Origin of the sequence: Limnochorda sp. (assembly GCF_047459355.1) — a bacterium.
Lineage (GTDB): Bacteria > Bacillota > Limnochordia > Limnochordales > Limnochordaceae > Limnochorda.
Map to the genome: position 1 here is coordinate 1 of NZ_VSCV01000017.1, position 25142 is coordinate 25142.

The 25142-nt window shown below is 72.1% G+C and carries 19 protein-coding genes; 11 read left to right on the forward strand and 8 right to left on the reverse strand.

Features of this window, described 5'->3' with window-relative positions:
• Positions 1-1847: oligoendopeptidase F (pepF, locus tag FWJ67_RS07270; RefSeq protein WP_414482663.1), on the reverse strand; the 1847-nt coding region annotated here is incomplete at its 3' end.
• Positions 1848-1878: 31 nt separating this feature from the next.
• Entirely contained in the window at positions 1879-2637 is a 759-nt protein-coding gene (locus FWJ67_RS07275) for an SDR family NAD(P)-dependent oxidoreductase (protein ID WP_304171830.1), read from the reverse strand.
• Between the two features lie 447 nt (positions 2638-3084).
• Here FWJ67_RS07275 and FWJ67_RS07280 point away from each other — a divergent pair, with 447 nt between their 5' ends.
• Positions 3085-4149 carry a glycoside hydrolase family 130 protein gene (locus FWJ67_RS07280; RefSeq protein ID WP_304171828.1) on the forward strand — a complete coding sequence of 355 codons (1065 nt, stop codon included), beginning with the start codon at positions 3085-3087 and terminating at the stop codon, positions 4147-4149.
• Between the two features lie 95 nt (positions 4150-4244).
• Positions 4245-4454, forward strand: a complete 210-nt coding sequence (tatA, locus tag FWJ67_RS07285; RefSeq protein ID WP_414482373.1) for a twin-arginine translocase TatA/TatE family subunit — start codon at positions 4245-4247, stop codon at positions 4452-4454.
• 212 nt (positions 4455-4666) lie between these two features.
• On the opposite strand, the gene FWJ67_RS07290 is transcribed toward tatA, so the two are convergent.
• From FWJ67_RS07290 to rlmD, 5 genes are all read right to left on the reverse strand, one after another.
• Entirely contained in the window at positions 4667-5929 is a 1263-nt protein-coding gene (locus FWJ67_RS07290; RefSeq protein WP_414482664.1) for a glutamate-5-semialdehyde dehydrogenase, read from the reverse strand.
• A complete protein-coding gene (gene proB / locus FWJ67_RS07295) occupies positions 5929-7074 on the reverse strand; it encodes a glutamate 5-kinase (protein WP_414482374.1) in 1146 nt (381 codons plus the stop codon). The genes FWJ67_RS07290 and proB overlap by 1 nt, the downstream gene beginning before the upstream one ends.
• Positions 7075-7094: 20 nt before the next feature.
• Positions 7095-9947, reverse strand: coding sequence for a phosphoenolpyruvate carboxylase (ppc, locus tag FWJ67_RS07300; protein WP_414482665.1), 2853 nt, complete (start codon positions 9945-9947; stop codon positions 7095-7097).
• Between the two features lie 120 nt (positions 9948-10067).
• Complete coding sequence (locus FWJ67_RS07305) at positions 10068-11459, reverse strand: MFS transporter (RefSeq protein WP_414482666.1); 1392 nt, start codon at positions 11457-11459, stop codon at positions 10068-10070.
• Positions 11460-11508: 49 nt separating this feature from the next.
• A complete protein-coding gene (gene rlmD, locus FWJ67_RS07310) occupies positions 11509-12879 on the reverse strand; it encodes a 23S rRNA (uracil(1939)-C(5))-methyltransferase RlmD (protein WP_414482337.1) in 1371 nt (456 codons plus the stop codon).
• 225 nt (positions 12880-13104) lie between these two features.
• On the opposite strand from rlmD, the gene wecB reads away from it, so the two are divergent.
• The 7 genes from wecB to FWJ67_RS07345 all read left to right on the forward strand — a co-directional run bounded on the left by wecB (position 13105) and on the right by FWJ67_RS07345 (position 20679).
• Positions 13105-14313 carry a non-hydrolyzing UDP-N-acetylglucosamine 2-epimerase gene (gene wecB / locus FWJ67_RS07315; protein ID WP_304171813.1) on the forward strand — a complete coding sequence of 403 codons (1209 nt, stop codon included), beginning with the start codon at positions 13105-13107 and terminating at the stop codon, positions 14311-14313.
• A gap of 96 nt (positions 14314-14409) precedes the next feature.
• The gene (locus tag FWJ67_RS07320; protein ID WP_414482336.1) at positions 14410-15093 is read left to right on the forward strand and encodes a hypothetical protein; all 684 of its coding nucleotides are present in this window, start codon (positions 14410-14412) and stop codon (positions 15091-15093) included.
• A gap of 3 nt (positions 15094-15096) precedes the next feature.
• The gene (locus FWJ67_RS07325) at positions 15097-16227 is read left to right on the forward strand and encodes a GerAB/ArcD/ProY family transporter (RefSeq protein ID WP_414482335.1); all 1131 of its coding nucleotides are present in this window, start codon (positions 15097-15099) and stop codon (positions 16225-16227) included.
• Positions 16228-16230: 3 nt separating this feature from the next.
• Positions 16231-18018, forward strand: coding sequence for a spore germination protein (locus FWJ67_RS07330; protein ID WP_414482667.1), 1788 nt, complete (start codon positions 16231-16233; stop codon positions 18016-18018).
• On the forward strand, positions 18015-19307 hold the full coding sequence (locus tag FWJ67_RS07335) for a Ger(x)C family spore germination protein (RefSeq protein WP_414482333.1): 1293 nt from the start codon (positions 18015-18017) through the stop codon (positions 19305-19307). Before FWJ67_RS07330 ends, FWJ67_RS07335 begins: the two co-directional genes overlap by 4 nt.
• Positions 19300-19524, forward strand: a complete 225-nt coding sequence (locus tag FWJ67_RS07340; protein WP_304171805.1) for a hypothetical protein — start codon at positions 19300-19302, stop codon at positions 19522-19524. Before FWJ67_RS07335 ends, FWJ67_RS07340 begins: the two co-directional genes overlap by 8 nt.
• Before the next feature lie 228 nt (positions 19525-19752).
• Positions 19753-20679 carry a metallophosphoesterase gene (locus FWJ67_RS07345; protein ID WP_414482332.1) on the forward strand — a complete coding sequence of 309 codons (927 nt, stop codon included), beginning with the start codon at positions 19753-19755 and terminating at the stop codon, positions 20677-20679.
• Between the two features lie 36 nt (positions 20680-20715).
• Here the strand turns inward: FWJ67_RS07345 and FWJ67_RS07350 are convergent, their stop codons facing one another.
• Positions 20716-22317, reverse strand: a complete 1602-nt coding sequence (locus FWJ67_RS07350) for a gamma-glutamyltransferase family protein (RefSeq protein ID WP_304171801.1) — start codon at positions 22315-22317, stop codon at positions 20716-20718.
• A 189-nt stretch (positions 22318-22506) separates the two neighbouring features.
• Between FWJ67_RS07350 and FWJ67_RS07355 the strand changes: the two genes are divergently transcribed.
• Complete coding sequence (locus FWJ67_RS07355) at positions 22507-23721, forward strand: acyl-CoA dehydrogenase family protein (protein WP_414482331.1); 1215 nt, start codon at positions 22507-22509, stop codon at positions 23719-23721.
• Positions 23718-25064 (forward strand): CaiB/BaiF CoA transferase family protein, encoded by a 1347-nt coding sequence (locus FWJ67_RS07360; RefSeq protein WP_304171797.1) that lies wholly within the window; start codon positions 23718-23720, stop codon positions 25062-25064. The genes FWJ67_RS07355 and FWJ67_RS07360 overlap by 4 nt, the downstream gene beginning before the upstream one ends.
• The last annotated feature ends 78 nt before the right edge of the window (positions 25065-25142 follow it).

Below are 25142 nucleotides of genomic sequence, written 5' to 3' on the forward strand. Positions count from 1 at the left end.
TCCAGCAGCCGCTCCAGCTCCTGGACCAGCTCGTGGAAGGCTTGGATCGCCTGGCGGACGGGCTCCGGGCTGGTCATGTCCACCCCTGCCCGTTGGAGGACGGCCAGGGGGTAGTCGGAGGAGCCGCTGCTCAAGAAGGCCAGGTAGGCCTCCACAGCCGGCTGGCCTTCCTCCAGGATCCGCCGGGCCAGAGCCTGGGCGGCCGAGAAGCCCGTGGCGTACTGGTAGACGTAGAAGTTCATGTAGAAGTGGGGGATCCGGGCCCACTCCAGCCGGATCTCCTCGTCGTTGACCACGGCTGGTCCGTGGTAGGCCGCGTTGAGCTCGCCGTACAGCTCCGCGAGCCGCTCGGCCGTCAAGGGCCGGCCCGCTTCCGCCTCTTGGTGGATCTGCTGCTCGAACTCGGCGAACATGGTCTGGCGGAAGAGGGTGGTCCGGAAGGTGTCCAGCTGGTGGTTGAGCACGTAGAGCCGCCGAGCCCGGTCCGTCCACCGCTCCAACAGGTGATGGGCAAGAAGCGCCTCATTCAGGGTCGAGGCGACCTCGGCCACGAAGATGCAGTAGTTGGCGTAGACGTAGGGCTGGGCCCGGTTGCTGAAGTAGGTATGGAGCGCGTGGCCCATCTCGTGCACCAGGGTGAAGAGGTCGTCGAGGGTCTCCTGGTAGTTGAGGAGCACATAGGGGTGAACGCCGTAGACCCCGGTGGAGTACGCGCCGCTCCGCTTCCCCCGGTTCTCGTAGACGTCGATCCAGCGGCTCCGGAAGCCTTCCCGCAGCACCCGGACGTACTCCTCGCCCAAAGGCGCCAGGGCCGCCGCCGCCAGCTCCTGGGCCTCCTGCCACGGGATGCGAACGGTCACCTCGGGGACGATGGGCGTGTAGATGTCGTACATGTGGTGCTCGTCCAGCCCGAGGGCCCGCTTCCGGAGGGCCATGTACCGGTGGAGGGCGGGCAGCCCCTGGCGGACGGTCTCGATCAAGTTGGTGTAGACACTGACGGGGATGTTGCTGGGGAAGAGGGCCGCCTCCAAAGCGGACCCGAAGCGGCGGGCCCGGGCGAAGAAGATGTTCTTCTGGACCTGGGCGGCCAGGGTCGCGGCCAGGGTGTTCCGCTGCTTCTGGTAGGTGGCGTAGAGCCCTTGGAAGGTCTCCCGGCGGACCCGGCGGTCCCGGCTCTCCATCAGCTTGAGAAACCGGGCGTGGGTGATCTCCACCTCCCGCCCCGCCTCGTCGCGGACGGTGGGGAAGCGGATGTCCGCCTCGTTGATCATCTGGAAGATCTGGGCGGGGCTCTGGCCCACCTCGCCCGCCATGGCCAGGAGCCGTTCCTCGGCCTCGGAGAGGGTGTGGGGCCGGCGCCGCTGGATCTCATCCAGGGCATGGCGGTACCCTTCCAGGCCGGGCGTCTCCTGAAGGAAGCGCTCCAGCTGCTCCGGCGGAATGGCCAGGATCTCCGGCGTCGCAAAGGCGACCGCGCTCTCCAGGCGGACCAGGAGGTTCAGGGCCCGGGCCTGGCGGCCCTGGCTCTCGGGGTGGGTGGTGTCCTCATCCAGGCGCATGTGCGCGTAGCCCCAAAGGGCCTCGGCCCGCTGGCCCACCTCGTCGTTCAACTGGAGGAAGGCCAGGAGCTGCTCGCCCGACTGGCCCAAGGTGCCCCGGAAGGCCGCCAGCTTGTCGATCAGGCCTTCCAGCTCGTGAAAGGCCGCCTCCCACGCCTCATCGTTGGGGAAGATGTCTTCCAGGCGCCAGCGGTCCTCTTCGGGAATGCTGGCCCGGTCGGGCACCTCCACGGTGGTCTGGGCCCCGGAGGGGCCTTCGGCGGCCCACTGGAAAGGATCCTTTGCCATCGACTCCACTCCCCCTGGTGTCTGGATGCTCCTAGAACGCCCGCGACTGGCCGCCGTCGACGGTGAGGCACGCGCCCCGGACCCAGTTGGCCTTGGGCGAGACGAGGAAGGCGGCCACCCAGCCCACCTCCTCGGGCCGGCCGAACCGTCCCGAGGGGATCTCCTGCTCGACAAAGGTCTGGATCCCTTCGGGATCGGCCTTCAGGCGCCGGTCCCAGGAGCCGCCGGGGAAGAGGATGCTCCCGGGCGCCAGGCAGTTGACCCGGATCCCCTGAGGGGCCAGCTCCCGGGCTAGGCCCTTGGCCAGGCTGATCTCCGCGGCTTTGGCGGCGTTGTAGACCAGCCGACCCCCCGCCTCCCGGCCCCAGATGGAGGCGATGAAGAGGATGCTCCCGTACCCTTGCTGCTTCATGCCCGGCACCACCAGGCGGGCCAGGCGCAGGTTGGCCGTGGCGTTCAGCTCGAAGGAGGCCTGCAGGGAGCCGATCTCGTCCTCCGCGGGCGGCGTGCCCCCGGCGTTGAGAACCAGGATCTCGGGCGGTCCCAAGCGCTCGGTGGTCTCCCGGACAAAGGCTTCCGCCTCGCTGGCCACGGTGATGTCCACCGGCCGGGCGAAGACCGGTACCCCCAGCTCCCGCAGCTCGGCGGCCGCCTTCTCCAGGGCCTCCGCGCCCCGGGCGCCGATGGCCAGGCTCGCCCCCTCTTCGGCCAGCGCCCGGGCGATGGCCAGGCCCAAGCCGCGGCTCGCCCCCGTCACCATCGCCACCCGGCCCTTCAGCTCCAGATCCATGGCCACCCTCCTCTGGTCCGCCGTGGGCGGCCGACCCCGTGCCTTGTGATGCGGAGAACGGAGCCGGCCAGGGACGCACGCGCGTCTCGGATCTTATTATACTCTGGGGAGGAAGGCAGCCGGAGCCCATCCCCTCAACGGAAGGCTGGCCGCTTCCGAAGGGATTCATGAGAACGGAATGAAGAACGAGGTGTCGGGAGGGGCGGCCCCAGGGGCGCGAGGGCGCGCTTGGGGGAGCTTGGACCCGCCGGTTCACCAGGTTTCCGCAACCGAGGGAGAGAGCGTGTCTTCTCCCAAGGAGTGGCCGTTGACCCTCCCACCTTTCTATGTGAGGATTGAAGCCGATCGTCACTTTATTAAACCTAGCTTGGGGCGCAAACGGAGGGCACTTCTAGGGCCGTTCCCGGTTGGTCGCCACCGGCGTGGGCAGAAGGGGTTCTCAGACGAATGATCCGACGGAATCCTCACAACCCGATCATTACACCGGCGGATGTGCCTCCGTCCAGCCCGGAGATGGAGGTCATCGGCGCCTTCAACGCGGGCGCGGTGAAGGTGGGCGATGAGATCCTGCTCCTGCTGCGGGTGGCCGAACGCCCGGTGAGCGATGATCCCAACTACGTGGCCTTCCCCGTCGCTCGGGAAGACGGCGAGGGGGTGGAGATCCTTCGGGTGCACCGGGACTCGCCGGAGATCGACCTGTCCGATCCCCGTTCGGTCCGGTACCGGGGGGATCTGTACCTGACCTCCATCTCCCACCTGCGGGTGGCCCGGAGCCGGGACGGGGTCCGCTTCCACATCGACCCCGCCCCCACCATCCTGCCCAGTGGGCGGTACGAGGAGTACGGTATTGAGGATCCCCGGGTCACCTATCTGGAGGGCCGGTACCTCATCGTCTACACCTCCGTCTCCCGCCGGGGTGTGACCGTCTCCCTCATCGAGACGCCGGACTTCACCACCTTTGAGCGGCTGGGGGTCATCTTCCCGCCCGAGAACAAGAACGTGGCCATCTTCCCGGCCCAAGTGGGCGGCCGTTACGTGGCCATGCACCGGCCCATGTCCCATGGACTGGGCAGCCCCAACATCTGGCTGGCCTACTCCACCGACCTGCGGCACTGGGGGGACCACCGGCAGGTGATGGGCCCCCGGCGGGGGATGTGGGACGGGGTGCGGATCGGCGCGGGCGGCGTCCCCTTCCTCACCCCCGAAGGGTGGCTCGCCATCTACCACGGGGCCGACGGCCAGAAGTACTCCCTGGGCGGCGTGCTGCTGGACGGGGAGAAGCCCCACGTGGTCTTGGCCCGCTCCCAGGAGCCGCTGCTCACGCCCGAGGAGTCGTATGAGACCAGCGGGTTCTTCCACAACGCGGTCTTCACCTGCGGCACGGTGGTGGAGCCCGACGGGACCCTGAGGATCTACTACGGCGCCTCCGACGAGTCCATCGCGCTGGCGGAGACCACCGTGGATGCGGTCCTCCGCTCCCTGGAACCGGTGGCGGTGGGCGCGGCCGGCTGAGGTCCCAACCCTCGGCGTAGGCACCAGCCATCTCCGGCAGGTATCGGGCCCCCCGGCCCCGAAGGGGATCAGGGGAAGCCGGAAGGGGTGTGCCTATGCGTGTCGGACCCATGGAACTGGTCATCATCTTGGTGATCGCCCTGATCATCTTTGGGCCGGGGAAGCTGCCTGAGGTGGGCCGGGCCATCGGCAAGGGGATGCGCGACTTCAAGGAAGCCCTGTCGGGCGGCGGCGCCGAGACCGCCAGCAGCCAACCCTCGTCGGGCAGCGGCGACCAGGCCGGCAGCTCCGATCAGGCCAGCTGAGCAGCCAGGTCGGGTGGTGAAGACGTTCTGATTCCCGGGCCGCGAACGGCCCGGGCTTCTTCGCGTGGAGCCGGAGGCGTGCCGCCTCCGGCTTCTTGGTGCCCGTCCTGACGCCCTGGGGCCGGCTTCTGGCCCCTCCACGGCCAAGGCAGGCCAGCAAGGCCCGGGGCGGGCCGGCCCCGCCCCGGTTGGGGTTCCCGCCGGGCCGAGGCTCAGCGGATCTGGCCGTCGCCCTCCACCACGTAGCGGGTGGTGGTCAAGGCCTCCAGTCCCATGGGGCCCCGGGCGTGGAGCTTCTGGGTGCTGATCCCCACCTCGGCGCCGAAGCCGAACTCGCCGCCGTCGGTGAACCGGGTGGAGGCGTTGACGTAGACCGCAGCCGCGTCCACCTCCTCCTGGAAGCGGCGGGCCGCCTCCAGGGAGCGGGTGACGATCGCCTCCGAGTGGCCCGTGGTGTACCGGCGGATGTGGTCCAGGGCCTCGTCCAGGTCGTCCACCACCCGGACGGCCAGGATCAGGTCGAGGTACTCGGTGGCCCAGTCCTCGTCGGTGGCAGGTTCGGCCCAGGGGAGGAGCTCCCGGGTTCGGGGGCAGCCCCGCAGGGTGACCCCGTGGGCCCGGAGGGCCTCGCCCACCCGGGGCAGGAAGGCGGCGGCCACCTCCCGGTGGACCAGCAGGGTCTCCATGGCGTTGCAGACGCCGGGTCGCTGGACCTTGGCGTTGACCGCGATGCGGAGGGCCATCTCCAGGTCGGCGTCCTGGTGGACGTAGGTGTGGCAGTTGCCCGCGCCGGTCTCGATGACGGGCACCCGGGCCTCCTCCACCACGGAACGGATGAGGGCGGGCCCGCCCCGGGGGATGAGGACATCCACCACCCCGGGCGTGGTCATCAGGGCCCGGGCGCTCTCCCGCCCGGCGGGCAGGAGGCTGACCAGCTCCGCCGGCGCCCCGGCCGCGCGGGCGCCTTGGCGGAGGGCCGCGACGATGGCCTGGTTGGAGCGGAAGGCCTCGCTGCCGCCCCGCAGGAGGATGGCGTTGCCCGCCTTGAGGGCCAGGGCGGTCGCCTCCGCGGTGACGTTGGGCCGGGCTTCGTAGATGAGGCCCACCACGCCCAGAGGCACCCGCACCCGGTGGATCCGGAGGCCGTTGGGGCGGGTCCAGCTCTCGCCCCGGCCCAACGGATCCGGACGATCGGCCACCTGGCGGAGTGCGCCGGCCATCTGGGCGACCCGCTCAGGGGTGAGGGTGAGCCGGTCCCGGAACGCGGCGGGCCGGTCGGCCGCCTCGGCCAGATCCTGGCTGTTGGCGGCCAAGATGGCCTCCGTCGCCCCCAGAAGCTCATCGGCCATGGCCCCCAGGAGCTCGTCCCGCTCCCGGCTGCTGGTGCCCGCGAGCCACCGGGCTGCCTGACGGGCGCCCGCGGCCAGCTCCCGGACCGTCTCGACCATGGTCGCCATCCCATCCCGTTCGTCCATCAGTTATCCCCCTCCAGGAGCACCAGGTTGTCCCGGTGGATCAGTTCAGGGTGGGGGAGGCCGGCGATGGCCTCCCGGCGGGCCTCACCCGTACTGGCCAGGAACTGGGCCAGCTCCTGGCTGCCGATGGTGATGAGTCCCCGGGCGATCTCCCGCCCCCCAGGCTCCAGGACCGAGACCAAGGCGCCGGGGCCGAAGGAACCGCCCGCCTCGGTGACGCCTACGGGCAGCAGGCTGCCGCCCCGGTGGAGGATGGCCTCGCAGGCGCCCGCGTCGATCCTGACCCAGCCCCGAGGCCGGTCGTGGAGGGCGATCCACCGTTTCCGGGCGGGGAGGCCCCGCTTGGCAGGGAAGTAAGTGCCCGGCGGCCGGCCGGCCAGGAGCTCCTCCCAGGTCTCGGACGCTTCGGCATGGGCCAACACCGCCGCCACGCCGGAGCGGGTGGCCATGCGGGCCGCCTCCAGCTTGGTGGCGATGCCGCCCGAGCCCAGCGGCCCCGCCGGTCCCGCGGCCTCGAGAAGCTGGGGGCTGATGTGGGGGACCACCCGGATGCGCCGGGCCGCGGGATTGGTCCGGGGGTCCGCGTCGTACAGCCCATCCACGTCGGAAAGCATCACCAACAGGTCCGCATCGACCAGGATGGCCACCAGCGCCGAGAGGGTGTCGTTGTCGCCCCAGCGGATCTCCTCCACCGCCACCGTGTCGTTCTCGTTGATGATGGGCAACACATCCCACTCCAACAGGGTGGTGAGGGTGAGGCGGGTGTTCAGGTAGCGCCGCCGGTCCCGCACGTCGGCCCGGGTGAGGAGGACTTGGGCCACATGCACCCCCGCCGGGGCGAAGAGCTCCTCGTAGGCCTGGATGAGCCGGCCCTGCCCCACCGCGGCCAGGGCCTGCTTCTCCCGCAGGTTGGCGGGGGCCTGGTGTCCCAGGACGCCCCGGCCGGCGGAGACGGCTCCCGAGGAGACCAGGACCACCTGGTACCGCTCCCGCAACCGCACCAGCCGCTGGACCAGCCGGGCCATCCGGTCCCGGTCCAGGCCGCCGGCGGGCAGGCTCAGGCTGCTGGAACCCACCTTCACCACCACCCGCTGGACGCCCTCCAGGGTGATGGGTTCGTTGGCTTCGATGGCTGCTCCGTCCATAGGTCTCTCCTTTCCCGTGTCTAGCCCGAGTTGCGCAGGCCCGCGACCACCCCGTTGATGCTCCGCAAGATGGCATCCTCCAAGAGCTCCCGTTCGGCTGGGTCTCGGGCGGCCCGGTGCCGGCGGATCAGTTCCACCTGCAGGTAGCTGAGGGGATCCACGTAGGGGTTCCGCAGCCGGATGGACCGCTGGAGGACCGGCTGCCCGTCCAAGAGCTCCCGGCGGCCTGCCAGCTTCAACACCCACTCCCGGGTCCGGAGGAACTCGGCCTCGATCCGGGCGAAGACCTGGTCGCCGTTGGGGGCGAGACGCGCGTACAGGCGGGCCACATGGAGATCGGCCTTGCTCATGGCCATCTCCAAGTTGTCCATCAGCGGCTGCCACCAGCTCCAGCCCCGGGCGATCTCCCGGAGGAGCTCCAGGTTCCCCGGAGCCTCGTGGGCGAATCGCTCCAGGGCCGTCCCCACCCCGTACCAGCCGGGGATCAGGTGGCGGCTCTGGGTCCAGGCGAAGACCCAAGGGATGGCCCGGAGCCCCGCCAGGTCCCGGGTGCCCGGCCGGGCGCTGGGGCGGGAGCCGATCTTCAGCCGGCGGACGTAGTCGATGGGGGTGGCCTGGCGGAAGTAGGCTTCGAAGCCGGGCTGCTGGAGAAGCTCCTGGTAGGCGGCCAGGGCCAGGCTGGAGAGCCGCTCGGCCGCCGCCTCCCACGCGGCCGGCTCTTTCGGGGCGGCCGCCCCCCGTCCGGGCAGGCTGGACCAGATGGCCGCGGTGAGGAGCTGCTCCAGGTTCCGGTGGGCCAGCTCCGGCTGCAGGTACCGGGAGGAGAGGACTTCCCCCTGCTCGGTGATCCGGACCCGGGCGGGCAGGGAGCCCGGGGGGAGCCCCATCAGGGCCCGGGCCGTCGGGCCGCCGCCCCGGCCGATGGCGCCGCCCCGTCCGTGGAAGAAGGTCACCTCCACCCCCGCCCGCCGGCCCGCCTCCAGGAGCCGCCGCTGGGCCTGGTAGATCTCCCAGTTGCTGGTCAGGTAGCCGCCATCCTTGGTGCTGTCCGAGTAGCCCAGCATCACTTCCTGGTGGTCGCCGCGGGCCACCACCTGGGCCCGGTAGGCGGGGAGGTTCCAGGCCTCCTCCAGGATCGCCCCCGCCCGGCGGAGGTCGTCGATGGACTCCACCAGGGGGACCAGGTCCACCCGGCTCTGGGCCGGATGGGGCGGCTCCCAGCGGAAGAGACCCGCCTCCCGGGCAAGGAGGAGCGCCTTCCAGAGGGCCTCAGCCTCATGGACCTGGCTGATCAGGTAGGCGCCCGCGGCCTGGGGATCGATGGCCTCCTGGGCCCAGCCGATCACCTGGAGACTCTCCAGAACCTCGACCAGCTCGGGGTCGAGGGGCGTCTGCGGGCGTGTCTTTAGGAGGGGCGGCCCCGCCAGCAGGCGGTTCCAGTCGGCGGGTGTCTGGGGCTTGGGGAGGCCGGCCGCCTCCAGGAGCCGCTCCGCCGCCCACTCCACCCGCCGGCCGTCCTCCCGCACGTCCATGGCCGCGAGGTGGAAACCGAAGAGCTCCACCTGCCGGAGGAACCCGTCCAGCTCGGCCAGCCGGGGCCCGGCCGGGGAGCTGGCGGCCAGGGCCTCCCGGATCAGGCGGAGGTCCTCGAGGAACGCGGCCGAGTGAGGGTAGGCCCGGGGATCGGCGGGGCCCGCCGGGCTGCCCCGGAAGGGGCTGAAGGCATCCAGATCGGCCACCCCGTCGGGATCGGGCGCGGGCCGGGCCAGCTCCAACCGCCAGCGGACATAGGCCCATGCCTCCCGGAAGGGCTCGCCGGGAAAGCGAACCGTCGCCCACCGGTGCACCTGGGGGAAGTCGGCCCGGTACCGCTCCAGCAGGGGCTCCAAGAGGCGGGCGGCCACCCCCATCCGGACCGACTGGCTCATGCGGCTCCCCAGCCGGTCCACGTGGTGGAGGTAGCGGCCGAGGACCAGCCGCTTCTGGGCCAGGAGGGCCTGCCGGGTCACCTCAGGCGTTACGTGGGGGTTGCCGTCCCGGTCGCCCCCGATCCAGGTGCCGAAGCGGAGAAGACTGGGCACCCGGATGGGGGCGTCGGGGTAGGTGGCCTGGAGGGCCTCCTCCAGCTCCGCGAGCAAGCGGGGCGCCACCTCCAGGAGGGTCCGGTCGAAGTAGAAGAGCCCCTCCCGGATTTCGTCCAGGACCGTCGGACGCCGCTCCCGCAACTCGTCGGTCTGCCAAAGGAGCCGGATCTCCTCCCGCATCTCATCCAGGAGGCGCTGGCGGTCCGCGGGCACCAGCCGGGGATCATCCAGCCCTTCCAGGAAGGCGGCCAGCCGCTGGTGGTGGTCGATCACCGTCCGGCGGAGGGTCTGGGTCGGGTGGGCGGTGAGGACCAAGGTGATCCGGAGGCGGTCCAACACGGCCTGCACCGCCTGAGCCGGGAAGCCTGCCTGGCGGAGCTGGGCGGCCAGGTAGGCGGGCGAGCCCTCCTGGCCTTCGGGGCGCTCCAGGCGGACCTGGAGCCGGCGCCGGGCCCGGTGCCGTTCCTCAGCCAAGTTGACCAGCTGAAAGTACAGGGAGAAGGCCCGGATCAGGTGGCGGGCCTCCTGGTGGGGGAGGCAGGCGATGAAGGCCTCCAGCGCCGCCTCCTTTTCGGGATCGGCCCCATCCCGTAGAGCTTTGCAGGCGCGCCGGAGGGACTCCACCTGCTGGGCCAGAGTCGGAGAGACCTCTTGGGCCAGCACCTCCATGAGGAGCTGGCCCACCAGGCGGACATCCCGGCGCAAGGGCCGGTCCTGGGGGCGCCAGCGGACGGGGCGGGCGCTGGGCCCGACCGAGGGTTGGAGCCAGCGGTCGCGGGGATCGTTCACCGATGGGGCCTCCTGTTTCCCTTGGGTGGGGCCGCCGGGCGGGCCGGGGCGGCCCGCGGCCGTTGGAGTTGAACCTAATACTTACGCCAGTCCAAGGCAGGCTCCTGCCGCCTTCGCCCCTTAGGAGGAGTGGGCTGAGGACGGGGGGTGCCGGTCACCCAGCCTGGACCGGCGCCGCCGGAGCCAGTAGGGCCGCAGGTGCTTCAGCTCCACCGCCGGGGTGTCGGGCACCCGGACGGACCGGGCGAAGAGGGTGAGGGCCAAGAAGCGCAGGACGCCCGAGAGGACGAACATGCCCCGGGTGCCCAGGAAGCCGACGAGGACGCCGCCCAGCATGGGCGCCAGGCCCTGGGCGACGCCCACCATGGTGTTGTAAAAGGCGACGGGCCCCGCCTGCTGGCCGGGGGGGAGGAGGCGCAAGAGGAGGGTGAAGGCAGCCAGGTTGTACCCCGCCCAGGCCAGGCCGCCGGCCATCTCTACGCCGAAGGCCCAGCCCGGGGCGGGGGCCAGGGCCCAGAGGAGGGGGACGGAGGCCGCCCCGATGCCCGCCAGGACCATGATGTTCCGGTCGCCCACGGTGATGGTCCGGTGGCCCCAGTACCGCTGCCCCACCATCTGCATGGCCATGGCGCTGGCGGTGACCAGCCCCCAGATGGCCTCATCGCCGCCCAAGACCTGCTTGAAGTGGACGGCAAAGAGCGGCGCCGGCAGGTTGACGGAGAAGGTCCAGAGGAACGAGGTGAGGACATACCGGCGGAAGGGCTGCTCGGGGCCGAAGAACCGGGCCGCCCCCCGGAGCCGCTCCCGCCACCCCAACTGGGCCCCAGGGGAGACGGACGGGGTCGCCGGCGGGCGGTCCCCGGTACCCGAGCCGGCCGCGGGCGGGGACGCCGGCAGGGGGATCTCGGGCATGCGGGAGGCGTTGATGAAGGAGAAGAGTCCCGCCAGGGCCGCCAGGCCAAAGAGGGCGGTGTAACCGGCGGGGTAGCCGCCCAGGCGGACGAGCCAGCCCCCGAGGGCCGAACCGATGAGGGCGGCCAAGCTCGAGAGCATGTTCCGGTTGGCGAAGTACCGCCCCCGGAGGCGCATGGGAACCGCCTGGGCCATGAGGGCCGTCCAGGCGGGCGCGGCCATGCTGATCATGGTCGTCCGCAGCGCGAGCAAGCCGATGAGGAGCCCGACGGCCGCCTCCGTGGGCAGGCCGAGGAAAGGCAGGAGCCCGGGCAGGAGCCAGAGGAGCCGCCCGGCGTTCCCCAAGCGGTAGAGGCGCCGGTGGCCGAGCCGCTCGGCCAGCCGGGCCGCCGGAATCTGGACCAGATTGCCCAGCAGGGTGGGGATGGCGGACACCAGGCCGATGAGCGCGGGGCTGGCCCCCAGGTTCAAGGCGTACATGGGGATGAAGGGGACCATCATGTTCTCGGACCCGTTGCTCCAGACCCCTTCCCAGAGGCTCGCGTGCATGGCGGCCCGATTGGGCTGCCCCAGCCGCTCCGGCGCCCCCCGCCCGCTCACCCCCCCGCCTCCCCCCACCCTCGAGCTGGCCACCGTCCCCGCCCCCGCGTCAGCCCGCCGCCTCGATCCGGTCGAGCCGCACCACCGTCTCCACGTGGGGCGTGTGGGGGAAGAGATCCAGCGGCTGCACCTGGCTCACCCGGTAGCCGAAGGGGAGGAGGTGGGTCAGGTCGTCCCCCAGGGTCTGGGGGTTGCAAGAGACGTAGACCACCCGCTGGGGCCGGGCCCGGCCGATCTTCCGCATCACCTTCCCGCCGGCCCCGGAACGGGGCGGGTCGAGGAGGATGAGCTCGACGCCGCCCAGCTGCGCCACCGCCTCGGGCAACAGGAGCCGGACAGGCCCGGCGAGGAAGCGCGCGTTGGTCAGGCCGGCCTCCCGAGCCAGCCGGCGCGCGTGCTCCACCGCCTCCTCCACCCATTCAATCCCGATCACCTGGGCCGCCCGCTCGGCCAGAGGAAGGGAGAAGGTCCCCACGCCGCAGAACAGGTCCAGCACCCGGTCGGCCGGTCCCGGCTCCGCCAGGGCCAGGGCTGTCGCGAGGAGACGCTCCGCCTGCTGGGTGTTGGTCTGGAAGAAGCTCTCCACGCCGATCCGGTACCGCCGGCCCCCGAGTTCCTCTTCGATGGCCTCCTTCCCCCAGAGGCGGTGGACCTGGCTCACCGTCAGGGCATCCGAGGGTGAATCGTCCACCACCCAGAGGAGGCTGGCCAGCCCTGCCACCCCCTGGCGCAGGGCGGCCACCAACCCCTCCTGGTCCGGGAGTTCTGGGGCCGGGCTGGTCACCAGGGCGACCATCCGCTGGCCGGTGGCCCGGCCCTCCCGCAGGATGAGGGCCCGCAAGAAACCCGCGTGGGTGCGGGGATCGTAGGGCTCCAGCCCCTGCGCGGCCGCCCAGCGCTCCACAATGGGGACCGCGGCCAGAAGCCCCCCGGGCGCGAGCAGGCAGCCCCGCGCGGGGACCACCTCCTGCCAGCGGCCCCGCCGGTGAAAGCCGAGGAAAGGCGTGCCGTCCGAAGCCCGGCCAAAGGTGAGCTCCAGCTTGTTCCGGTACCCCCACGGCTCCTCCATGCCGAGCACCGGGGCGATGGGCCCCTCCACCCCCGCGCGGGCCAGGGCCTCCTGAACCTGCCGGCCCTTGAAGGCGAGCTGGCCGTCGTAGGCCAAGTGCTGCAGGCTGCAGCCGCCGCAGGGGCCGTAGTGGGGGCAGGGAGCCTCGACCCGCTGGGGCGCCGGCTGGAGCACCTCCACCACCTGCCCCTCCACCCGCCGGCGGCGGCGCCGGACCTCCCGGACCCGCACCCGCTCGCCGGGCAGGGTGCCGTGCACCCGGTACCGGTCCCGGCCCAAAGAGGCCAACCCGGCGCCGTCCCGGTCCAGCGCCTCGATGACCAGTTCGACCATCTGGGCCTCCGCGCCCATGCCCTGTCCCCCTTCATGCGACCCGCTCTGGATCCCCGTTCGCTCTCAGCCCAGGGCGACCCTGCTGCCGGTGCCTGGTCTTCCCGGGGAACGCTGGCAAGGGTCTAGCCTTTCCAGGATCGGGGTCCAGAAGGGAGGCGGGGTGGGGTCGTGGAAGAGGCTGCCAGGCCGCCGCCCCGTCCCTGGGGGCTGGGACGGCGCCGGCCCTGGTGGGGAGGGACGTTCATGAAGGTGATGGTGGTCTTCGGCACCCGGCCCGAGGCGGTCAAGCTGGCGCCGGTCATCCAGGAGCTGGAGCGGCGCCGGGTCCAGGGCGCGGCCGTCACCACCCGGGTGGTCTTGACGGGCCAGCACCGGGAGCTGGTGGCGAGCATGCTCGCCCTCTTCCAGATCGAGGCCCATGAGGACTTGAAGATCATGCGCCCCGGCCAGGGCCTCACCCAGGTGACCGTCCGGGTGCTGGAGGGGCTGGAGCCCATCCTCCAGCGGGAGCGGCCCGACTGGGTGGTGGTGCAGGGGGACACCACCAGCGCCTTCGCGGCGGCGCTGGCCGCCTTCTACGCCCATGTGCCCGTGGCCCACGTGGAGGCGGGCCTGCGGACCTCCAGCCTCTGGCTTCCCTACCCTGAGGAGGCCAACCGGCGGCTCATCACCCGCCTGGCCACCCTCCACCTGGCGGCCACCCCTTGGGCGGCGGCCAACCTCCAGCAGGAAGGGGTGCCGCCGGAAGCGATCCGGGTGACGGGGAACCCCGTGGTTGATGCCCTCCACCAGATCCGCGCCCTCCCCCTGCGGGTGGCCCCGGACCAGGAGAAGCGCGGGGAGGCCGATCCCCTGGCGGTTCCACCCTGGGCGGACGAGGCGCTCCGCTGGCTGGGCGAACCAGGCAGCCTGGGCATCCTGCTCACCTCCCACCGCAGGGAGAACTGGGGCGAGCCCCTGGAGCGGATCTGCCGGGCGGTGCTCCACATCCTCCGGGCGGAGCCCCGGGCCCGGGTCCTCTTCCCCTGCCATCCCAACCCCCGGGTGCGGGGGGTGGCCCAGGCCATCTTGGGGGGCGAGGCGCGGGTCCGCCTGACGGAACCTTTGGGCTACCTGCCCTTCTTGAAGGCGATGGAGCGGGCCAGCCTGATCCTCTCCGATTCGGGCGGCGTCCAGGAGGAGGCGCCGGCCTTCGGCCGGCCGGTCCTGGTCCTCCGGGAGGAGACGGAGCGGCCTGAGGCGGTGGAGGCGGGGGTGGCCAACCTGGTGGGAACGGACGTGGACCGGATCGTCACCCGGGCCCTGGAACTCCTCCGGCAAGCAGGCGCCAACCGTCAGACCCTCCCACCGGCCAGCCCCTTCGGCGACGGCCGGGCGGCCCCCCGGATCGTCAGCGCTCTGCTGGGCGAGCCCGTCGAACCCTTCCAACCCAGCCCTGGGCCGGGCGCATAGGCCCGCCTTTGGGAGCCCACCCTAGGCCCGGAAGGCCAGCCCTGGCGGGGCAGGCGCCGCCAGGGCTCAGAGCCTGCCGCGGGGGTGGTCGGGCTGTTGAGCGAGGCGGATCGGGCTGAGATCGCGGCGGTGGTTCAGGAGGTTTTGGCCAGCCGGGAGGCCGGCCGCCTGGGGCGGGGGGCCCCCCGCCGGGCCACCCGGAAGGTGCGGGCCGGGGGCGGGGAGCCCCAGGTCCCGGCGGGTGGCCCCAGCCTCGCGGAGGTGATGGCGGCCCTCCAGGAAGTCCGCCAGGAGCTCCACCAGCGCCTGAACGAGGAGGCCCAAGCCCGGCAGAAGCTGGCCGCCCAGCTGGAGGGCCTCCAGCAGCGCGCCGAGCCGGGGGGCGGTCCCTCGGGCCAGCAGAAGGCGGGCCAGCCGCCCGTGATCCCGGGGATCGGCCCCGTCGCCCAAACGGGGGCGGCCCCGGCCGGACCCGGTTCCGGGGAAGACGGAGGGGGATCGCTGGCAGGCGCGGGCGTCCCGGGCCGTCTGGGTGAGGGCCCAACCCCCGAACCGGGCGGGGACCCGAAGGCTGGGAGCGGCGGCGCCCCCGGCGCTGGCCCGCACCCCAGCCAGGACCCCAGCACCGTCCACAAGCTGGCCCAGGCCAACTTCGATCTGGCCGAAGCCCTCAACCAGAACCTGCGGGACCTGAAAATGATCGTCGACCGGTCCCAGGAGCTGGTGGCCCGCATCGAGGAGCTCCTGCTCCGCCGCCGCCGGGCCCAGCAGGGGGCGTGAGCCTTGCCCTGCGCCCGGGCCCCCGAAGGGGGGCAGATCAGCGCGAGCCAGGCGGCCGGGCTGGTCTTCGCCATCGTCCTCCCACCGGCCGTCCTCTACCTGCCCTCGCTCCACGCGGTGGTGGTCCGGGCGGGGGTCGACGGCCGCATCTCCATGCTGGTAGGCGCCGGAACGGCCATGCTCCTCCTCCTCGTCTCGTGGGCCCTGGCCTTCCGCTACCCAGGGCGGACCTTCCCCGAGATGCTGGTGTTGGAGTGGGGTCGTCTCGGGCAGGTGCTGACGGGGCTGTACGTCCTGGGCCTGGTCATCCACGGCGCCTTTCAGGCCCGGGCCTTCGGCCAAGCCATCGGCCTCACCCTCCTGCCCCGCACGCCCGTCCTCCCCATCATCGCCTTCCAGCTGGTGGTGGCCGTCTGGGCGGCCCGCAAGGGGATCGAGGCCATCGCGCGGATCAACGTGGTGGCGGCGCCCTTGATGCTCCTGGGCCTGGTCACCTTGCTGATCCTGGCCTGGCGGGACCTGCAGCTGGACCGGCTCCCCCCGGCGTGGAGCGCTCCTCTCGTCGATATCCTCCGGGGCGCGGCCGCCCCTTTGGCCTGGTTTCTCGAGGCGGGCCTCCTCGCCCACATCGCCTTCCCCTACGTCTCCAACCTCCGCCGGGTGACATGGCCCTACTTTCTCTGCCTGGGCCTGGCAGGGGTGTTGCTGTCAGGCACCCTCTGGATCTCCCAGGCGGTGTTGGGGGTCCATCTCGCCCGCCAGTCCATCGCGGTGGTGGAGAAGGTGGCCCGGGAGGTGGCGCCCGTGGAGTTCTTCTCCCGGGTGGAGGCCCTCTACCTGGCCGTCTGGCAGCCCGCCTCCATTGTGGAGTTCGCCGTCCTCATCTATGGGGCCGCCTTGGTGACCGCCCAGCTCTTCGCCCTGCGGGAGTACCAGAGCCTGGTCCTGCCCCTGGGGCTTCTCATGGGGATCGGGGGGGCCTTTCTCGTCCCCGGTGTGGCCGACATCATCAGCTTCTCCACCCAAGTGGTCCCCGTCTACGCTGTCCTGTTCGGCTTCGGGCTGCCCCTGGTCTTCCTCCTCGTCTCCCTGGGCCGGCGGGCGGGCGGCCGGGCAGCCGGGGGAGGTGGGTGAAGGGTGCCGACATCCCACCATGGGGAGCGGGAGGGCGACGATACCTCCTTCGACGGGCTGGCCGAGGCGTACTGGGCGGCGGAGGCCCAGGCCCTCCCGGGTGAGCTTCGGGAGGCGAGTCAGGCCCTCCGCCAGGGTCTGGAACGCTATGAGGCCACCCTCGACCAAGCCGCGGAGAGCCTGGACCGGGGCCAGCGCCTTCAGGTTCTCCTCTCGGGCACGGCAGAGCTGCGCGAGCTCCCCTTGAGCCCCTCCCTGGACCAGAACGTCCAGAGCCTGGAGGCCCTCTTCCGGCACGCGGCCGACTGGGTCCTCCGGCCCTTCCGCCTGGCCGGCGGCCGGCGGGCGGTGGTCGCCTACCTGGACGGGATGGTGGATGTGGCCGTCATCGACGACCACCTGGTGAAGCCTTTGATGTACGATGCCTTCCCCTTGCGGGCGGGACCGGTGACCGCCACGGTGCAGGAGGTGCTCAAAGCCCACGCGATCGCCGCTTCCCAGGTGAGGGAAGGGGCCACCCTGGGCGAGGTGGTCAACGGCATCCTGGACGGGGACGCCCTCCTCCTGGTGGACGGTGAGGGGGTTGGCCTCATCGTCAGCCAGCGGGGGTGGCAGAAGCGGGCCCTCAGCGAACCCCCCTCCGAGTCGACCATTCGGGGACCCCGGGAAGGGTTCACCGAGACCCTCCGGACGAACACCGCGCTCCTCCGCCGCCGGCTCCGGACGCCCTCCCTCAAGTTCGAGGCCATGACGGTGGGGACCCTCAGCCGCACCGATGTGGTCATCGCCTACCTGGACCGAATCGCCGCCGACGCCTTGGTGGAGGAGGTCCGGAGCCGCCTGGAGCGGCTGATCATCGACTCGCCCCAGGGCGTCCAATCCCTCGATGAGCTGATCCGGGACGCGCCCACCAGCCTCTTCCCCACCATCCGGGTGACCGAGCGGCCCGACGCGGTGGCGGGGGAACTCTTGGAGGGGCGGGTGGCCATCCTGGCGGCCAACACGCCCTTTGTGCTGGTGGTGCCTGCCACCTTCTGGGGCCACTTCCAATCGCCGGAGGATTACTACCACTCGTTCTACGTCGCGTCGGCCCTGCGGCTTCTCCGGATCGTCTTCGCGTTCTTGGCCCTGACCCTGCCGGCCACCTACGTGGCCATCACCACCTTCCATGCGGACATGGTGCCGACCAGCCTTCTTATCACCATCGCCGCCGCCCGGGAAGGGGTCCCCTTCCCGGCGCTCCTGGAAGCGTTGATGATGGAGGTGATGTTCGAGGTCCTCCGGGAGGCGGGCCTGCGCCTCCCCCGGCAGGTGGGGCAGGCGGTGAGCATCGTGGGCGCGCTGGTCATCGGCGAGGCGGCGGTCACCGCGGGCATCGTCTCCGCCCCCATGGTGATCCTGGTGGCCATGACCGGCATCGCCTCTTTCACCATCCCCTCCTACGAGATGGCCCTGGCTGTTCGGCTCCTCCGCTTCCCGGTCCTCCTGGCCGCGGGGTTCCTGGGGCTCTTCGGCGTGGGGGCGGCCATCATGTTCATCCTGGTCCACCTGGCCGACCTGCGGAGCTTCAGCGTCCCTTACCTCGCCCCCGTGGCCCCCCTGCGCCTGGGCCGGGTGGCCAGTGTCTTCGTCCGCCCGCCCTTTTGGGCCCAGATCTTCCGTCCCAGCCTGACGGCCCAATTCAACCGGCAGCGGGCGGTCGGGGGCCTGAAGCCCCAGCCGCCCCAAACCCCGGCGCCTTCCGCCGGCTCCCCGGATGGGACAGGCCCGGAGGGGGAGGACGGCCCGTGAGGCGGCTCGCGCCCCTCCTCCTGGTGGCCCTGCTGGCCGGCGGGTGCTGGGATCGGACGGAAGTGAACGACATCGCCCTGGTGACCGCCATGGCCATCGATGTGGGATCGGAGCACCCCTACCGGCTCAGCCTGCAGATCATCCTCCCCCAGCTGGTGGGGGCGCGAAGCCCCGGGGGCGGGGGTGGGAGCAGCCCCAGCCAGGCCCAGCAAGTGGCCATCGTCGGCCGGGAGGGGCGCTCCCTCATGGAGGCCGCGGACAGCATCCAGCGGGAGGTCTCCCGGTGGCTCCGGTTTGGCCATACCAGCTTCATCGTGCTGGGGGAGGAGCTGGCCCGGCGGGGTATCACGGACGTGATCGGCTTTCTCGCCACCCACCGGGATGTCCGCCTCCGAACGCCCGTCTACGTGGCCGAAGGGGATGGCTTGGCGGTGCTCAAAGCCCAGCCCCTCTTGGAGGGGACGCCGGGGGAGGTGGTGGAGGAGCTGGGCTCCATGCAGAACCTCCCCCGGGCGACGGTGGGCAGCGTGGCCGATGAGCTGGGCCGGGAAGGGATCGAGCCGGTGATGGCCCGGATCTCCACCACGCCCGCCCTCAGCCCCGCGGGCTTCGACGGGGGCGGGGGTGGAGGCGGGCAGGGCGCCGCGTCCACCCGGTTGGAGCTCCGGCTGACGGGGGCGGGCCTCTTCCAAGGCGACCGGCTGGTAGATTTCGTTGGCCCTCAGGAGGCGATGGCCATCGCCTGGGTCCGGAACCGGACCCTAGAGAGCCTCTTCACCGTCTTCCCGCCTGAAGGGGGCCTGGTCACCTTCAACGCGCTGAGGCTTCGGTCCCGCCTGGAGGTGGTGCCGGTCGATCCGAGGCCTCAGGTCCGGATCCACCTGACGACCATTGGGGAGCTCCTGGAGAACAGCGCCCGTCTCGACCTGACGGACCCGGTGGTGGTGAACCGGCTGGAACGGCTCGTGGAGGCGACGGTGGCGGCGGAGATCGCCCACGCCATCGAGAGCGTGCAGAAACGGGGGACCGATGTCTTTGGCTTCGGTTTCGCCCTCTTCAAGAGGGACCCCCGGGCCTGGCGGGAACGGTGGGCCCGGGAGTGGGACCGGGTCTTCCCCACCCTCCCCGTCCAGGTGACGGCCACCGTCGACGCCCGCCGGATCGGCCTGGTGCCCGAGCCGGTGGACGCGCCGGAGCGGCCCGTCCGGCAGTTTCCGCCGGGGGAGGAGGGCGCCATCCCCCAAGATCCCACTCAGGTCCCGCCGGGGGGCGAGCCCCCTGTTGAATAGCCTCGCCTTCAGCCTGGGGGTGGTGGCCGCGGCCCTGTGGGAGGGCTTGCGCCTCTGGCAGGCGGGGCTCCGGCGGGAAGCGGCGGTCACCTGGGCCCTTTGGGGCCTGGGGCTGGTGCTGGGGAACGTGGCCATCCACGTGCAGCCCGGCTTCAGCCTGATCCTCTGGATCAACCAGTTCTTCAAGCCTGTCGGCCGTCTTTTGACGGGGCCCTGACGCCTCGCCGGGGCTCCCCGGCCGCCCCCGGCTCCCGGCCGAGCCCCGGCCAGCCAGGCCGGGTCGTCCGGAGCTCCGCCCGGGCCGGCCCAGCCCTTCCTTCTCGGGCGGCGCCTCTGGCTTAGGGAGGAAGTGCCCGCCGGGCGGGGAACTTAGGGCCCGGGCGGGCTGGGGTACCCGTTTTCGGTCGGTAGGGCGATCTATGGGGCGACGGCTGGAGGGTGAGGGATGAGCTGGTTGGGTTGGAGCGTGGCCGGGGTGGCCGGGGGGCTTCTGGTCTGGAGTTTGGTGGAGCCCCACTGGCCGAAGGTGGAGCGGCGGCGGCTGGAGCGGGATCCGGAGATGCCCGGGACCCAGGGATCCTCCGCCGGTCCCGCGGCGCCTCTGCGGCTCCTCCACCTCGCCGATCCGCACCTGCGGAAGATGGGCTGGCGGGAGCGGCGCACCATCGCTCTGGCCGAACGGCTCCAACCCGATCTCATCTGCCTGACGGGCGACCTGGTGGCCGGTTCCGAGAGTTTGGCCGTGCTGGAGCCGTGGGCGGCGGGGCTGGCCCGGGTGGCCCCGGTCTTTGCCGTTCTGGGCGATCACGACCTGATACTGGGACCGGAGGCGTTCCGGGAGCTGGAAGAAGCCTTGCGGCGGGCAGGGGTTCACCTCCTGAGGAACCGCTCCTCCTGGGTGAGCGGGCCCGGCTGGCGGGTTTGGGTGGTGGGCGTCGATGACGCCGGCAAAGGGATGGCCGACCTGGCCCGGGCCATGGCCGGCGACCGGGAGGCGGCCCGCCAGCGGGGGGTCCCCCTGGAGGGCGACGAGGTGCGGGTCCTCTTGAGCCACCGGGCGACCGTGGTGGACGAGGCGGCTCAGAAAGGCTTCCACCTGGTGCTCGCGGGCGACACCCACGGAGGCCAGGTGAACCTGCCGTGGCTGGGCCCCATCGCCGCCTGGCTCAAGGAACGGACCCCCTACCCGGGCGGCCTCTACCGGGTGGGCCGGGCCTGGCTCCACGTCAGCCGGGGCCTGGGCTGGAGTCACTTGCCCGTCCGCTTCCGCTGCCGGCCGGAGGTGGCCCTGCTGGAGATCCCGCTCCTCGCCACCGCGCCGACGGCCGGCGACCCCGCGCCCGCCGCCGTGGAGCAGCCTGCGTCCCGCTGACGGGGCCAGGGCCGGGAGCGGCCCGGGCCGCTCCCGCTAGAAGCCCATGGCCAGGCCGTCTTTCCGGGGGTCCGACCCGGCGATGTAGAGCCCCTGCTCCCCGTCCCGCCAGATGACCTGGCCGCCGCCGAAGCCGAAGGGACCGCCGTCTTCCACCACCGGGTGGCCCCGCCGGGCCAGCTCCTCCCGGGCCGCGGTGGGGATGCCGGGCTCCACCGCCACCCGTCCGTCGGGGAGGAGGTGGACCCGGGGAGCGTCCAGCGCGGCTTGGGGATCCAGCTGGAAGTCCAGCAGGTTGAGGAGGACCTGCAGGTGGCCTTGGGGCTGCATGTCCCCGCCCATGACGCCGAAGGCGGCGACGGGCTCGCCCGCCTCGGTGGTGAGGAAGGCGGGGATGATGGTGTGGAAGGGCCGCTTGGCGGGGCCCACCTGGTTGGGATGGCCCTCTTCCATGGTGAAGCAGGCGCCCCGGTTCTGGAGGGCGATCCCCGTGCCCGGGACCACCACCCCCGAGCCGAAGCCCATGTAGTTCGACTGGATGAAGGAGACCATCATCCCATCTCCGTCGGCCGCGCAGAGGTAGACGGTGTCCCCGGTAGCCGGGTGGCCCGCCGCCACCTCGGGGTTCCGGGTTTCGGTGAGGAGCCGGCGCCGCTCGGCCAGGTAGGCGTCATCCACCAGCTGCTCGGGCCGGACCCGCAAGCTGGCCGGCTCGGAGATGTGCGCGTACGCGTCGGCAAAGGCGATGCGGAGGGCCTCCACCACGTAGTGAAGCCGCCGCCCGTCCAGCAGGTCGGGCCCCAGATCCAGGGGGCTGAGCAAGGCCAGGGCCTGCAGCGCGACCAGCCCCTGGCCGTTGGGGGGCAGCTCCCAGAGCCGGAAGCCCTTGTGGCTGACGCTCAGAGGCTCCACCCACTCGGGCTCGTGCTCGGCCAGGTCCTCCACGGTGAGCAGGCCCCCCTCCCGGGCGGCGTGGGCGGCCATCGCCTCCGCCAGCTCCCCCCGGTAGAAGGCCTCCCCTTCGCTTTCGGCGATGAGCCGCAAAGAGCGGGCCTGGTCGGGCAGGCGGAAGAGCTGGCCGGCCTGGGGAGCCCTCCCGCCGGGGAGGAAGGCGGCCCGGAAGTCTTCCCGGTGGGCGAAGCGCTTCTCCGCCTCCTGCCAGGCCTGCGCGGTCAGGGGCGGGACCCCGTGGCCCTCGGCGGCGTAGTGGATGGCAGGCTCCAGGAGCCGGCGGAAGGCGAGGCGTCCGAAGCGCCGCGAGAGGGCCACCCACCCGGAGACGGCGCCCGGCACGGTGACGGGGAGCCACCCATCGGTGGGCATGGTCTCCCCGTGGGCCTGGCGGACCACCTCGGGGGTGAGGGCCCGGGGGCTCCGCCCCGAGGCGTTGAGGCCATGGAGGCGCTTTCCATCCCAGACCAGGGCGAAGGCGTCGGAACCCAGCCCGTTGGAAGTGGGTTCCACCACCGCCAGCGCGGCGGCCGCGGCGATGGCCGCGTCCACCGCGTTGCCGCCCTCCCGGAGCATCTCCAGGCCCGCGGCCACGGCCAAGGGGTGGCTGGTGGCCACCATGCCCCGACGGGCCATGACCGGCGAGCGGCGGGACGGGAACGGAGAGCGGTACGTGAAGGGCTGCATGCCATCCCTCCTCTGGCTGTGCTTCCCATCATACCCGAGGGGGGCCGTCGGGGAGAAGGGCCCGGACCCCCAGCCGGGAAAATAGATGAAAAAGAGTGACTCTTCTGGCAGGATCCGGGCCAGCGCCCACGGAAGGGAAGGGGTGGATGATCCCTCCCGCGGCCGGGCGGGAGGTGAGGAGGGCGGCGGGTGAACCTGGAGCTGAGCGAGGATCAGCGGGCCATCCAGCGGCTTGTCCGGGAGGTGGCCCGCGAGGAGCTCCTGCCCCGGATCCAAGCCTTGGACCGGGAGGAGCGCTTCGACCCCTGGGTGGTGAGACGGCTGGGCGAGCTGGGGCTCTTGGGGCTCTGCCTCCCCCGGCGCTACCAGGGAGGCGGCCTGGACTACCTGAGCCTGGCCCTGGCCTGCGAGGAGCTGGAGTACGTCGACTCGAGTTTCCGGGAGATCCTCTCGGTCCACACGGCCCTGGTGGGGCTCACCCTCCTCCAGTGGGCCGGCCCCGAGCAGAAGGAGCGCTTCCTCCCGCCCCTAGCCACGGGCCAGAAGATCGCCGCCTTCGGCCTGACGGAACCGGGTGCCGGGTCGGATGTGGCCGCGCTGGAGAGCCGCTACCGGCAGGAGGGGGAGACCTTCGTGCTGAGCGGGGAGAAGGTCTGGATCTCCCTGGCCGATGTGGCCGACCTCTTCCTGGTCTTCGCCCGCCGGGAGCCGGGCCGGGACCCTGGGGCGATCAGCGCCTTCCTCCTGGAGCGGGGGATGGAAGGCCTGGAGACCTACACCCTCCGGGACAAGCTGGGGCTCCGGGCGGCCAACACGGGCGGGATCCGGATGCGGGAGGTCCGGGTGCCAGCGGCCAACCTGGTGGGGCTGGAGGGGGAGGGCTTCAAGATCGCCATGTCCGCCCTGGACAACGGCCGCCTCACCGTGGCCGCGGGGGCGACGGGGATGATCCGGGCCTGCCTGGACGCGAGCGTCGCCTACGCCCGGGAGCGGCAGGCCTTCGGCAAGCCCATCGCCCACCACCAGCTCGTCCAGGAGATGATCGCCCGCATGGTGGACGGTTACGAGACCAGCCGGCTCCTCTACGCCTGGGCGGCCAGCCTGAAGAACCAGGGCAGGCGGTGCACCCGGGAGACCTCCCTGGCCAAGCTCCACGCCTGCGAGGCCGCCTTCCGGGCGGCCGCGGACGCGGTGGAGATCCACGGGGCGGCGGGCTTCTCCGACGCCTTCCCCGTGGGGCGCCACCTCCGGAATGTGTTGGGGGAGCGGATCTACGAGGGGACCCGGGAGATCCACCTCCTGATCCAGGCCGGGTACGCCCTGGGCCTGCGGGAGGACCGGCCCCTCCGCTGCGCCCTGCCGCCCTGGCCCTTCCCTGAGGATGAGGAGGCGGGGCCCCGATGAACGGCCATCACCAGGCGCTGGAGGGGCCCCTCCACCGCCCGAGGGGGAAGCCCCAGGGACCAACGGGGTTCCCCGCCCCTGCCCCGGGGTGGGAGGCCAGCCCCCAGGCACCCCCCGGCCCTTTGGCCGGCATCCGGGTGCTGGACCTCACCCGGGTCCTGGCTGGCCCCTACGCCACCATGCTGCTCGCCGATCTGGGGGCGGACGTGATCAAGGTGGAGCGGCCGGGCAGCGGAGATGAGACCCGGGCGTGGGGCCCGCCCTTCGTCGCGGGGACGGCCGCCTACTTTCTCAGCGTCAACCGGAACAAGCGGAGTCTGGCCCTCAACCTGAAGGACCCCCGGGGGCAGGAACTCCTCCGGCGGCTGGCCCGCCAGGCCGACGTGGTGGTGGAGAACTTCCGGGTGGGCGACCAGGAACGGCTGGGTTGCAGCTATGAGGCCCTGGCCCGGGAGAACCCCCGGCTCATCTACTGCTCCATCTCAGGCTTCGGCCAGACGGGCCCCCGGCGCCGGGAGCCGGGCTACGACGTGATGATGCAGGGCTTTGGGGGCCTGATGGCCATCACGGGCACCCCTGCGGGGGAGCCGGTTCGGGTGGGGGTGGCCGTCATCGACCTGGGCACCGGCCTCTACGCGGTGGAGGCGATCCTGGCCGCCCTCTTCCACCGGGAGCGGACGGGCCAGGGCCAGCGGGTGGAGGTCTCCCTTTTGGACACCGCGGTGAGCTGGCTCACCTACGCCGCCCAAGGCTACCTGGCCACCGGGGAGGAGCCGGGCCGGTACGGCTCGGGCCATCCCAGCATCGTCCCTTACCAGGCTTTCCGGGGACTGGATGGGGCCTACTTCATCGTGGCGGTGGGGAACGACGCCACCTGGCAGCGGCTGGCCCGCCTCCTGGATGAGCTGGAGGGGACGGCCCTGGGCCAGGAGGCCCGCTTCGCCACCAACACCTCCCGGGTGGCCCACCGCCAGGAGCTGATCCCCTTGCTGGAGGCGCTCTTCGCCCGCCGCCCGGCCGCGGTCTGGCTGGACCACCTCCGCCGGGCCCAGATCCCCTGCGGGCCCGTCCATGACCTGGCCAGCTTGCTCGCGGAGGAGCAGGTGCTTGCCCGGGGGCTCCTCCAGCAGGTGCCCTACCCCGGCGCGCCCCCCGCCGCCCTGCCGGGCGCCCAGCCGGGCTGGCTTCCCGTCCTGGGGCCGGCGGTGAAGCTGGCGGCCACGCCGGCGGCGGTCCGCGCCCGGCCGCCCCACCTGGGGGAGCACACCGAGGCCATCCTCCAGGAGCTGGGCCTGAGCCCGGCGGAGATCGCCCACCTCCGGTCCCAAGGGGTGGTGGGCTGACGGGGGCAGGCGCCTGGGACCGGGGACCCTTTACTTGTCGCCCGGAGCCGGTCATGATGAAGGGGGGCCCGTTCCGAA